We start from the raw sequence: 11,369 nt of genomic DNA on the forward strand, positions 1-11,369 counted from the left end.
GGGTGGGCGCGGGCGGCGCCTCCTGCCTGACCGGCGCAGGCGCCGGGGCAGGCTTGGGTGCCGGCTTGTCGCCCTTGTGCGGGGTGGACGTGCCGGTATCGGCCGCAAATTCCATCTCGATCGTGGGCGGCGGTGGCGGTTCCTTGGGAACCGGCACCGGCATCCGCAGCAGCACGGCAAGCAGCAGTGCGACATGCAGCCCGCCCGACACAATGACGGAACGCCGCATGAGGATACGTTCGGAACGACGCGGTGGCACCACGATCAGACGGCTCCCGGTATCAGGTTCAGCTTAATGGCCGCCGGGCGGCTGCTGCGCCAGCAACGCCACGTGCGTAAAGCCACCTGCCGTGATCTGGCCCATGATCTGCATCACCCGGCCGTAGTCAATGTGGGAATCCCCGCGCACGAAAATGCGGTGTTCACGGTCATTCTGGGCCGCTGCCCTGAGCTGGTCCACCAGCTGGTCGGGTGAGACGGGTTCATCACCCAGATACAGGTCGCCATTGGACCGGATCGAGACGGTAATCGGCTTGGTATCGGTATTGACCGGGGCGGCATCCGTCTTGGGCAGGTCCACGTTCACGCCGCTGGTCATCATGGGTGCCGTCACCATAAAGATGATGAGCAGCACAAGCATCACGTCCACCAGGGGGGTGACGTTGATTTCCGCCATGGGCCGCCGCTTGCGCCGGCGTCCGCGCAGGTCGCTCAGGCTTGCCCCCATGATCACGCACCCCTTTCTTCGGACTGGCGTGACAGGATGGCAGCGAATTCGGTGCCGAAGGCATCCAGCCGGTCTTCGAACACACTCATGCTGTTGCTGATCACGTTATAGGCGATCACCGCCGGGATGGCCGTGACAAGGCCGATGGCAGTCGCGAACAGGGCTTCCGAAATACCGGGGGCCACGACGGACAGGTTGGTATTGTGCATCGCCGCGATCGAGCCGAAGGCATGCATGATGCCCCACACCGTGCCGAACAGGCCGATGAACGGCGCCACCGGCCCGATGGTGGCCAGGAAGATGATCCACCGGTTCAGGCGGTCCATTTCACGCGTGATGGTGATGGCCATGGCGCGGTTGACGCGATCCTGCACCCCTCCATGCACCAGGTCGATGCCGGCAATGCGCGATGAACGCCGCCATTCCCCCATGGCGGCACCGAATACGGCGGCCATCGGATGCACGGGCTTCGCGCCATCGGATTCATACAGGTCATCAAGGCTGCCGCCGGCCCAGAAGCGTTCCTCAAAATCATTCGCCTGCCGGTTGATCCGGCGGACAGTCGTGAATTTGTCGAAGATGATTGCCCACACAATCACACTGCAGGTCACCAGGCCAATCATTACCAGCTTAACGACAATCGATGCGTGCATGAACAACGCCCACATCGACAGATCACCTGCTGCAGCGCCCAGATTCGCCGCGTTAACCGCTTGGTCCAAATATACCTCCTGCCCACCTTGACCGTTCGCTCAAACACGAAACTTGCCCCTTTAGCAAGTCACGGCCAACCCGCTTTCCGCACAGCCTTGCGTCCCGGTCAACCCATGGCACGAAAAGCACATGCATCCTGCATGCCTTCGTCTGGCTCAGGCCACGAGTTCGCGTAAAAGATCACGCCATCGCGGCGGAAATCGGGCAGCACGCCCATCCTGCGCGCGAACGCAGGCCAGGCGGACATCCAGCGACCCGCATCCCAGCCCCCCATTCCCATCCACGCGATGGAAATCCTGCATGAGCCGGCAGCTTGCCGCCCCGAGGTCCGTCAGGCGAGTCGTGATGCGCACGATGTCATCCAGCCGCAGTGGCGCGCGGTAGTCGATGGCGGCATGCCGCACCACGAAGGCCAGACCGTAATCGGCCAGCAGGTCGGACGCCGCCTGCCCCTGCGCGCGGATGGCTTCCGTGCGGGCGCGTTCCGCCAGCGCAAGGTAGCGGGCGTGATAGACGACGCCCCCCGCATCCGTATCCTCGTAATAGATACGGAAATCGATATTATGTTCCACCATTCAGTCATCCCCCAGCAGGTCACCCTGTCCGGGCGTGCGGGCGGGGGGCTGCAGCCCGAGATGACGCCAGCCCCGTTCGCCCAGCATGCGCCCCCGGCTTGTCCGTAGCACAAGCCCTTCCTGAATCAGGTAAGGCTCGATCACATCCTCGAGCGTATCGCGCGCTTCGGCCAGGGCGGCCGCCAGCGTTTCAACCCCCACAGGACCGCCATGGTGGTATTCCGCGATGCGGCGCAGGTAGCGGCGGTCCATGCCATCCAGCCCCATCGAATCGACTTCCAGACGCGACAGAGCGGCATCAGCCAGCACCCGGTCCACCGGCCCGCTGCCCGCGCGCGCCACGGCGGCGAAATCTCGCACCCGGCGCAGCAGCCTGCCCGCGATACGCGGCGTACCACGTGAACGGCGGGCGATTTCCTCTGCCCCTTCCGGTGTCAGGTCAAATTCCAGCTTGCGTGCACCGCGCGTCACGATCTGGCACAGTTCTTCCGGGGTATAGAACACCAGCCGCAGCGGAATACCGAACCGGTCCCGCAGCGGGGTGGCCAGCAGGCCCGCGCGCGTGGTGGCGGCCACCAGCGTAAAGGGGGACAGGTCGATGCGCACCGAACGCGCGGCAGGCCCTTCGCCAATAATCAGGTCAAGCTGGAAATCCTCCATCGCCGGGTACAGCACTTCCTCAATGGAAGGGTGCAGGCGGTGGATTTCATCAATGAACAGCACGTCGCGCGGCTGCAGGTTGGTCAGGATCGCGGCCAGATCCCCCGCGCGCTGGATCACCGGCCCCGATGTGGCGCGGAAGCCGACGCCCAGTTCACGCGCCACGATCTGCGCCAGCGTGGTCTTGCCCAGTCCCGGCGGCCCATGCAGCAGCACATGGTCCAAGGCATCGCCGCGCTGCCGTGCGGCGGCGATGAAGATGGCCAGGTTTTCGCGGCTGGCCTTCTGGCCGGTAAAGTCATCCAGCGTCTGGGGCCGGAGCGAACCTTCGTTGCCGTCTTCCTCCCCCCGTCGGGCGTCGATCTCGCGCTCGGGCTGTTCGCTCATCGGGCCAGTTCCTTCAGCGCATCACGGATCACGACATCCAGATCGGCCTTGCCATCCATCCGGTCAATGACCCGTTCCACCACCGGCTGCGCTTCCGCCCGGCGGAAGCCAAGCCCGGACAGCGCCAGCAGCGCATCCGCCGCGATGCTACGCTGCGTCGGCACGGTAATGGTTACACCCGGCATCACATTGCCCGCGGGTGCGCCCGTGGGCATGCCTTCACATTTGTCACGCAGTTCGGTCACGATACGCTGGGCCAGACGCGCGCCCACGCCCCCCGCGCGGGTCAGCATGGTCTTGTCGCCCCCGCCAATGGCCACCATCAGGTCAGGTGGCGGCAGGACGGACAGGATGGCCAGCGCCACCTTGGCCCCTACCCCCTGCACGGTCGTCAGCAGGCGGAACCATGAACGCTCCGACGCCTCGGCAAAGCCATACAGCAGGATGGCGTCTTCGCGCACCACGGTTTCCACCAGCACCATGGCCAGTTCCGGCGGCTGCGGCAGGACGGCCAGCGTGCGGCTGGAGGCCTGCACCAGATAACCGACGCCGTTTACGTCAATCACGCAGCGATCCGCCTCCACCTGCGCCAGCAGGCCACGCAGCTGCGCGATCATGCCATCCTCGTCGCATTGGCGATATGGGCGGCGCTGGCACGATGGTGGGCATGGCATATGGCCACCGCCAGCGCATCCGCCGCATCCGCACGCTTGAGCAATGCCGTGGGCAGGATACGGCGGACCATCATGCTGACCTGTTCCTTTGTCGCCGCCCCGGTGCCGACCACGGCGCGCTTGACCGTCTTTGCCCCGTATTCGGATACGGGAATATCCAGCAGCATCGGCACCAGCAGCCCCACGCCACGGGCATAGCCCAGCTTCAGCGTCGCAGACCCGTTGCGGTTGACGTAGGTTTCCTCCACCGCCGCTTCATCGGGGGCAAAGTTGCGGGCCAGTTCCAGCAGCGCATCATGCAGGTGGCGCAGGCGTTCGGGCACACTCAGGGCCGAATCGGTGGCGATCACACCATCGGCCACGTGGCTCAGCCGGTTGCCCTGCGCCGTCACGACTCCCCAGCCGGTAAAACGCAGGCCGGGATCAATGCCAAGGATGCGGACCACCGGCCGGATCAGGCCGACAGCTTTTCGGCCACGTCGTCCGGCACGTCGAAATTGGCGTATACCGCCTGCACGTCGTCATGGTCTTCCAGCGTGTCGATCAGCTTGAACACGCTGCGCGCCTTGTCCTCATCCAGCTCGACCGTATTGCCTGGCCGCCAGTCCAGCTTGGCCGAAGCGGGTTCGCCAAAACGGGTTTCCAGCGCGTCGCGCACGGCAAAGAAGGATTCGACCGGGCAGGTCACTTCATGCATGCCGTCCACGGTCTCGACATTCTCGGCACCGGCTTCAAGGCCGGCTTCAATCAGGTCATCCTCGCTCGCCGCATCCAGCGGATAGGTGATCACGCCCAGACGGGTGAACATGAAGGACACCGAATTCGTCTCGCCCAGCGAACCGCCATGCTTGGAAAACGCCGCACGGACATCGGACGCCGTGCGGTTGCGGTTATCCGTCAGCCCTTCCACGATCACGGCCACGCCGGCCGGGCCGTAGCCTTCGTAACGGACTTCCGTGTAATCATCACCGCCGCCAGCGCCCGATGCCTTCTTGATCGCGCGTTCGACCGTGTCCTTGGGCATGTTGACTTCACGTGCGGCCGAAATCGCAGCCCGCAGGCGCGGATTCATGGCCGGGTCGGGCATGCCCTCACGCGTGGCCACGGTAATTTCACGAATGACCTTGGCAAACTGCTTGGCCCGCTTGGCGTCCTGCGCGCCCTTGCGGTGCATAATGTTCTTGAATTGGGAATGACCCGCCATCGTTCGTCCCTGATCCTGTTTCGTCTATCGTTCTTGGCTTGTCCGGAGGCGGCTGGTCAGACCAGCCGCCCGTGGCAGTGCTTGTATTTCTTGCCCGACCCGCAGGGGCAGGGCGCATTGCGCGAGACCTCGCCCCAGCTGGACGGGTCATCGGGCATGACCGCGGCCCCGCCAATGGGCGTCGCCATGGACGGGTCCGGCTGGCGGCCCGTCGCATCGGGCATGAGACCCGGCCCCGGTTCGTTCTCCAGCCCCGGCACTTCGGGGTCGGAATGGATTTCCGCAACACCGGCAAAGGGGTTGTCGATCGGCGGTGGCGCCATTTCCACCCGCGCCATGGTCGACGTCACGCGCACCCGCAGATGGTCCAGCATGGCGTGGAACAGCTCGAACGCCTCATGCTTGAACTCGTTCAGCGGGTCCTTCTGGCCATAGGCGCGCAGCCCGATGCCCTGACGCAGCTGGTCCAGCGCAAGAAGATGTTCCTTCCATACCGCATCGAACGTGGTCAGCAGCACCTGCTTTTCAACATAGCGCATGACGGACGGACCGAAATTGGCAGCCCGGCTGGCCTGTGACTGCGCGGCCGCCTGCTCGATCCGTTCGGCAACGACCGTGCCGTCCACGCCATCTTCCTTCGCCCATTCCGCAATCGGCAGGGTCAGGTTCAGCGTGGTCTGCACATCCTGCGCCAGTTCATCCTTCAGCCACTGTTCGGGGAAGGATTTTTCGGGAATGCGCCGGGCCACCATGTCGTGGATCACGTCTTCACGCATTTCGGTGATGATGGGGGAGACATCCTCCGCCGCCATGTATTCCCGGCGCTGGGCATAGACTTCCTTGCGCTGGTCATTCATCACGTCATCGTATTTGAGCGTGTTCTTGCGCATGTCGAAGTTGCGGGCCTCGACCTTCTTCTGCGCACGCTCCAGGGCCTTGTTGATCCAGGGATGGACGATGGCCTCCCCTTCCTTCAGGCCAAGCTTCTGCAGCATGTTGCCCATGCGGTCGGTACCGAAGATGCGCATGAGGTCATCTTCAAGCGAGATGAAGAAGCGCGAATTGCCCGGATCGCCCTGACGCCCCGCACGGCCGCGCAGCTGGTTGTCGATACGGCGGCTTTCGTGCCGTTCGGTGCCGATGACATACAGGCCACCCGCCTTGCGTACGATATCGTGGTCGCGGGCCACGGTCTCGCGCAGTTCCTGCTCGCTGCGGGCATGTTCCTCGGGATCCTCGATCCCGGCAAGGCGCTGGTGGATCAGCATGTCCACATTGCCACCCAGCTTGATGTCCGTGCCACGCCCGGCCATGTTGGTGGCGATGGTGATGGCGCCGGGTGCCCCGGCCTGCGCCACGATCTCGGCCTCGAGTTCATGGAAGCGGGCATTGAGCACGTTGTGCTGGATACCGTGCTGGCGCAGCAGGGAGGAGAGGTACTCGCTCTTCTCGATCGACGTCGTGCCCACCAGCACCGGCTGGCCGGATGTCTTGCTGATGTCCTTGATCAGGCTGGCGACCGCTTCGTATTTCTCCCGTGCGGTCAGGTAGACCTCGTCATCGTCGTCCTTGCGCGCGACGGGCAGGTTGGTCGGGATCTCGATCACGTCGAGCTTGTAAATATCAGCGAATTCGTCCGCTTCCGTCATGGCCGTGCCGGTCATGCCGGACAGGCGGGGATACATGCGGAAGTAGTTCTGGAACGTGATCGAGGCCAGGGTCTGGTTTTCCTGCTGGACCTCGACATGTTCCTTGGCTTCCAGCGCCTGGTGCAGGCCGTCCGAATACCGGCGGCCTTCCATCATGCGGCCGGTGAACTCGTCAATGATCACCACCTTGCCGCCGCGCACGATGTAATCGACATCGCGGGTGAACAGCGTATGCGCGCGCAGCGACTGCTGCACGTGGTGGATCACTGCCACGTTGTTGCTGTCATACAGGCCGCCTTCGTGCAGCACGCCCGCGTCACGCAGCAGTTCCTCGACCTGTTCCGCGCCCTTTTCCGTCAGGATGACGGAGCGGAATTTCTCATCCTTCTCGTACGCTTCCGGGTCGGCCACCAGGGCGACCATTACCTCATCCACCGCGCGGTACAGGTCGGAACTGTCCTCGGCGGGGCCGGAAATAATGAGCGGGGTGCGCGCCTCATCAATCAGGATCGAATCGACTTCATCGACAATGGCGTGGTGGAAGGGCCGCTGGACCATGTCCTCCACGCGGTACTTCATGTTGTCGCGCAGGTAGTCGAAGCCGAATTCGTTGTTGGTGCCGTAGGTTATGTCGGCACGGTAGGCGGCGCGGCGTTCATCCTCGGGCATGTTGGGCACGACCACGCCCACGCTCAGCCCCAGGAATTCATACAGCTTGCCCATCTGGTCGGCATCGCGGCTGGCGAGGTAGTCGTTGACGGTCACGACATGCACGCCCTCGCCCGCCAGCGCGCTGAGATAGACGGCAAGCGTCGCGACAAGGGTCTTGCCCTCACCGGTGCGCATTTCCGCAATCTTGCCATCATGCAGGACCATGCCACCAATCAGCTGTACATCGAAATGCCGCATGCCCAGCACGCGCTTCGAGGCCTCGCGGCAGACGGCGAAGGCTTCGGGCAGCAGGGTATCCAGCGTTTCGCCCCTGGCAAGGCGTTCACGGAATTCGGGCGTCTTGGCCGCGAGGGCCGCATCGTCCAGCGCCTGGACCTGGGGCTCAAGCGCGTTGATCGCGGGCACGCGCCGCTGATACGATTTCAGCGCCCGGTCATTGGCGGTTCCGAACAGGGCGCGGGCAATACTGGCGAACATGAAGACCTTCCCGGAATGGCATTCCCGCACGCCCGCGACGGACCGGCGGGGGCGGGGGCAGGCTTGGCGGATAAAATTCTCGCGCGGAGACATGAGATAGGACCCACGCCGCCAACGGTCAACCGATGGACCGCAGCGCCATGGCAAAAGCGGGGGAAAACGGCCATATCGCATCCGGCCCTTGCAGGCTGGGCCGCCCTTCGTCATGATGCCTGCCGAACGCGTTCATAACTAGGGTTTTTTGCACATGCGGACTATCAGTCCGGCAAAGGCTGTCGCAACGATGGCCCTGCTTGCTTCCTCTTTCATTGTCCCTCCTGCATTCGCGGCGTCACCCGCCCCGGCGCCCGCCCCCGCGGCGGCCAAGCCGGGCGCGCCTGCGACAGCGGACCAGAATCCGCTCCTCGCCACGGTGAACGGGCAGGACATCCGCCTCAATGACGTGCGGCAGGCCATGGCCACGATGCCCGAGCAGCTGCGCAAGCTGCCCGACAACATCATCGTGCCGATCCTGCTCAACCAGCTTGTGGACCAGCGCGCCATCCAGGTCGCGGCCGCCAAGGCCGGGCTGGACAAGCAGCCCGACGTCCAGCAGCAGATGCAGCAGGCCGCACAGAATGCGCTGCAGAATGCCTATCTGTCGGCACAGGTCGCGCCCACGCTGACCGATGATGCGGTCAAGGCGTATTACGACAAGAACTACGCCAACAAGCCGGGTGCGGAAGAAATCCACGCCCGCCACATCCTGGTGCAGACCGAGGCCGAGGCCAACGACGTCATCAAGCAGCTCAAGGCCGGGGCCGACTTTGGCCAGCTGGCCACCAAGCTGTCCAAGGACCCCGGATCGGCCAAGCAGAATGGCGGCGATCTTGGCTGGTTCAAGAAGGGTGACATGCTGCCGACCTTCTGGGATGCGGCATCGGCCATGCAGCCCAACACCTTCAGCCAGACCCCGGTTCACACCCAGTACGGCTGGCACGTGATCCAGGTGCTGGGCAAGCGCACCGCGCCGACGCCCACGCTGGAGGCAACCCGCGACCAGATCCGCCAGAAGCTGATCCAGGAAGGCGTGCAGAAGGCCGTCAGCAACGCCCTGTCGCAGGTCAAGGTCGTGCGCTTCGGCCCGGACGGCAAGCCGCTGCCTGACCAGCCCGCGGCCCACTGAGCCAAGGGTTATGGCGCGGGCGGGCATGCAGCCACGTTCCCGTCCGCGCCCTCAAGATCATATCCATTCCCCGTTTCCCGCTGTCATCCGAGGATCCTGACCGACCATGGCCCATGCCCTGCCCGTCTCCCCCCTTGCCCGGCCAATGCCTGAGCTTCCGCCCGTGGCGGGCGTGCGTTTTGGTGCAACGGCGGCGGGCATCCGTTACAAGGGACGCACCGATCTGGTGATGGCGGAATTCGCCCCGGGCACGACGGTGGCAGGTGTCTATACCCGCAGCAAGTGCCCCGGCGCGCCGGTGGACTGGTGCCGCGCCGCGATGGCCGATGGCCGTGCGCGCGCACTGGTGGTCAATGCGGGCAACGCCAATGTCTTTACCGGCCGCGCGGGCTTCGAGGCGACGCAGGCCAATGCGGCGGATGCGGCGCGACTGGTCAACTGCGCCGCGAGCGAGGTCTTCCTCGCTTCCACTGGCGTGATCGGTGAAATCCTGCCCTACCAGAAGATTTCAGCCGCCCTGCCCGGCCTGTACGCCACCCTGTCCGATGACGGGTGGGCGGATGCCGCCCGTGGCATCATGACCACCGACACCTTTCCCAAGGCCGCGACCCGCACGGCGCGCATTGGCGACACGACGGTCCGCATCCAGGGCATTGTCAAGGGCAGCGGCATGGTGGCGCCGGACATGGCGACCCTGCTGGGCTTCGTCGCGACCGATGCGAAACTGCCTGCCAGCGTGATCCAGTCCCTGCTGACCGATGGGGTCAACCGCAGCTTCAACTGCATTACGGTGGATTCGGATACCTCCACTTCCGACATGATCCTGCTGTTCGCGACGGGGCAGGCCGGCAATGCGGAAATCGGGGATGCGCAGTCACCGCATCTGGTGGATTTCCGTGATGCACTCGATTCCCTTCTGCTGGAACTGGCCCTGCTGGTCATCCGTGACGGGGAAGGTGTGACGAAGATGATGCACATCACCGTCACGGGTGCGGTATCCGACGAATCAGCCCATCGTGTGGCCATGGCCGTGGCCAATTCCCCGCTGGTCAAGACCGCCGTGGCGGGGGAAGACGCCAACTGGGGCCGCGTCGTCATGGCGGTGGGCAAATGTGGCGAACCCGCCAACCGCGATACGCTGTCGGTCGGCATTGGCGGGACATGGATTGCCCAGAACGGCACCGTCGTGCCCGATTATGATGAAACCCCCGTTGTCGCGCACATGCGCGGGCAGGAAATCGAGATCGCCATCGACCTGGGACTGGGCAACGGCACGGCGCAGGCATGGGGCTGTGACCTGACGCACGGTTACATCGACATCAACGGGTCCTATCGCAGCTAGGCCATGACGGGCGCCTGATTTCGGACGCCCGCTTTTTTCCTGTTCCGTTGCGCACGCAGCGATGGCATTGCTGTGCGGGTATACCCATCACGTCTGCCAGACAGGAACAGCCTGCATGACAAACCCGTTTTTCCGCCCTGCCTCCACCCCACAGGACGTCTGGACCTATGGGGGGTTCTGGATCCGGGTCGTGGCCTATGTGATCGATTCCGTCGTGCTGTGGGCGGTCCTTGGCCTGCTGGGCATGCTGCTGGTGCCGCCCAGCCTTTCGATCTCGATATTCGACCCGCAATCGACGGGGGGCAGCGGGGGGGATTACCGCATCTCCTACATCCAGCCCGCGGATTACACCATCCTGTCCAGCACGCCCCACCTGCACTGGAACGGCAACGGGCTGTTTGAACTGATCACCCTGCTGCTGCCCGCCGCGTATTATATCGTGTTCGAGGCGTCATCCCTGCAGGCCACGCCGGGCAAGATCATGTGCAGCATGCGCGTGACCGACCTGTATGGTAACCGCATCACGCTGCTGCGCGCGGCGGGGCGGTATTTCGGCAAATACCTGTCGGCGCTGATCTGCGGGGTGGGTTTCCTCATGGTCATGTGGACGCAACGCAAGCAGGGGCTGCATGATATTCTGGCGGGAACCTGCGTGATCCGCCGCGAGGCCCGTGCCGCCGCCCCGCCCCCGCCGCAATGGGGCGGCTGACACAAAAAAACATGACAAAAATGCAACCTTCTCGCCTCTGCCGGCCTTGTATTCTGATATTGAATATTTTTCCCGCAGCATGACGGTCCGCCCCGCGCAGGAATGCGCGCGGGCGTTTTGGTGTTACGGCGGGATCCTGACGCTGCGCTGCGCCGGGTTTCCTGATTTTTTCAAGGAGGTGAACAATCGGCATGTCGGCCCATTACGCGACAACGGTCCATTCCGCCCCAACCCGGTCCAGACGGGGCGGTATCCTGACATTGCTGGCGGCCTTCATGCTGGCGTTGCTGCCATGGGTCATGTCGGCCCGCGCGGCGGACACCGACACAGCCCCGCAGGGCATAACCAGCCAGCAGGCGCAGCAGGTCCTGTCGGTCATGAACGACCCGCAGAAGCGCGCGGAATTCACCCGTA

12 protein-coding genes and 1 pseudogene are annotated in these 11,369 nt (G+C 64.2%); 4 read left to right on the forward strand and 9 right to left on the reverse strand.

The features are described from left to right. From F1542_RS09295 to secA, 9 genes and pseudogenes are all read right to left on the reverse strand, one after another. Positions 1 to 262, reverse strand: a pseudogene (locus F1542_RS09295) (energy transducer TonB); the annotation flags it as partial. Positions 263 to 292: 30 nt separating this feature from the next. Then, the gene (gene tolR, locus F1542_RS09300) at positions 293 to 727 is read right to left on the reverse strand and encodes a protein TolR (RefSeq protein ID WP_193732791.1); all 435 of its coding nucleotides are present in this window, start codon (positions 725 to 727) and stop codon (positions 293 to 295) included. Between the two features lie 2 nt (positions 728 to 729). Next, entirely contained in the window at positions 730 to 1,395 is a 666-nt protein-coding gene (gene tolQ, locus F1542_RS09305) for a protein TolQ (protein ID WP_227672621.1), read from the reverse strand. 201 nt (positions 1,396 to 1,596) lie between these two features. Further along, positions 1,597 to 2,016, reverse strand: a complete 420-nt coding sequence (locus tag F1542_RS09310) for a YbgC/FadM family acyl-CoA thioesterase (RefSeq protein ID WP_010509098.1) — start codon at positions 2,014 to 2,016, stop codon at positions 1,597 to 1,599. Further along, entirely contained in the window at positions 2,017 to 3,063 is a 1,047-nt protein-coding gene (gene ruvB / locus F1542_RS09315) for a Holliday junction branch migration DNA helicase RuvB (RefSeq protein ID WP_193732793.1), read from the reverse strand. Further along, a complete protein-coding gene (gene ruvA / locus F1542_RS09320; protein WP_193732794.1) occupies positions 3,060 to 3,680 on the reverse strand; it encodes a Holliday junction branch migration protein RuvA in 621 nt (206 codons plus the stop codon). Before ruvA ends, ruvB begins: the two co-directional genes overlap by 4 nt. Next, positions 3,677 to 4,183 carry a crossover junction endodeoxyribonuclease RuvC gene (gene ruvC, locus F1542_RS09325; RefSeq protein ID WP_193732795.1) on the reverse strand — a complete coding sequence of 169 codons (507 nt, stop codon included), beginning with the start codon at positions 4,181 to 4,183 and terminating at the stop codon, positions 3,677 to 3,679. Before ruvC ends, ruvA begins: the two co-directional genes overlap by 4 nt. An 8-nt stretch (positions 4,184 to 4,191) precedes the next feature. Beyond that, entirely contained in the window at positions 4,192 to 4,941 is a 750-nt protein-coding gene (locus tag F1542_RS09330; RefSeq protein ID WP_025439409.1) for a YebC/PmpR family DNA-binding transcriptional regulator, read from the reverse strand. Between the two features lie 56 nt (positions 4,942 to 4,997). Beyond that, the gene (secA, locus tag F1542_RS09335; protein WP_193732796.1) at positions 4,998 to 7,739 is read right to left on the reverse strand and encodes a preprotein translocase subunit SecA; all 2,742 of its coding nucleotides are present in this window, start codon (positions 7,737 to 7,739) and stop codon (positions 4,998 to 5,000) included. 283 nt (positions 7,740 to 8,022) lie between these two features. Here secA and F1542_RS09340 point away from each other — a divergent pair, with 283 nt between their 5' ends. From F1542_RS09340 to F1542_RS09355, 4 genes are all read left to right on the forward strand, one after another. Further along, positions 8,023 to 8,904, forward strand: coding sequence for a peptidylprolyl isomerase (locus F1542_RS09340; protein WP_193732797.1), 882 nt, complete (start codon positions 8,023 to 8,025; stop codon positions 8,902 to 8,904). Between the two features lie 106 nt (positions 8,905 to 9,010). Continuing rightward, entirely contained in the window at positions 9,011 to 10,246 is a 1,236-nt protein-coding gene (gene argJ, locus F1542_RS09345; RefSeq protein ID WP_193732798.1) for a bifunctional glutamate N-acetyltransferase/amino-acid acetyltransferase ArgJ, read from the forward strand. Between the two features lie 115 nt (positions 10,247 to 10,361). Further along, positions 10,362 to 10,955, forward strand: a complete 594-nt coding sequence (locus F1542_RS09350; protein ID WP_193732799.1) for an RDD family protein — start codon at positions 10,362 to 10,364, stop codon at positions 10,953 to 10,955. A 191-nt stretch (positions 10,956 to 11,146) separates the two neighbouring features. Beyond that, positions 11,147 to 11,369, forward strand: a 223-nt coding sequence (locus tag F1542_RS09355; protein ID WP_193732800.1) for a hypothetical protein, incomplete at its 3' end; no start/stop codon positions are given.

It is taken from the genome of Komagataeibacter sp. FXV3 (genome assembly GCF_015155755.1).
In the GTDB taxonomy this organism is placed as follows: Bacteria; Pseudomonadota; Alphaproteobacteria; order Acetobacterales; family Acetobacteraceae; genus Komagataeibacter.

Coding starts and splice junctions, on each gene's coding strand:
- F1542_RS09340 (WP_193732797.1), top strand. CDS start 8,023: ATGGCCCTGCTTGCTTCCTCTTTCATTGTCCCTCCTGCATTCGCGGCG.
- F1542_RS09330 (WP_025439409.1), bottom strand. CDS start 4,941: ATGGCGGGTCATTCCCAATTCAAGAACATTATGCACCGCAAGGGCGCG.
- ruvA (WP_193732794.1), bottom strand. CDS start 3,680: ATGATCGCGCAGCTGCGTGGCCTGCTGGCGCAGGTGGAGGCGGATCGC.
- F1542_RS09310 (WP_010509098.1), bottom strand. CDS start 2,016: ATGGTGGAACATAATATCGATTTCCGTATCTATTACGAGGATACGGAT.
- argJ (WP_193732798.1), top strand. CDS start 9,011: ATGGCCCATGCCCTGCCCGTCTCCCCCCTTGCCCGGCCAATGCCTGAG.
- tolQ (WP_227672621.1), bottom strand. CDS start 1,395: ATGTGGGCGTTGTTCATGCACGCATCGATTGTCGTTAAGCTGGTAATG.
- F1542_RS09350 (WP_193732799.1), top strand. CDS start 10,362: ATGACAAACCCGTTTTTCCGCCCTGCCTCCACCCCACAGGACGTCTGG.
- ruvB (WP_193732793.1), bottom strand. CDS start 3,063: ATGAGCGAACAGCCCGAGCGCGAGATCGACGCCCGACGGGGGGAGGAA.
- tolR (WP_193732791.1), bottom strand. CDS start 727: ATGGGGGCAAGCCTGAGCGACCTGCGCGGACGCCGGCGCAAGCGGCGG.
- secA (WP_193732796.1), bottom strand. CDS start 7,739: ATGTTCGCCAGTATTGCCCGCGCCCTGTTCGGAACCGCCAATGACCGG.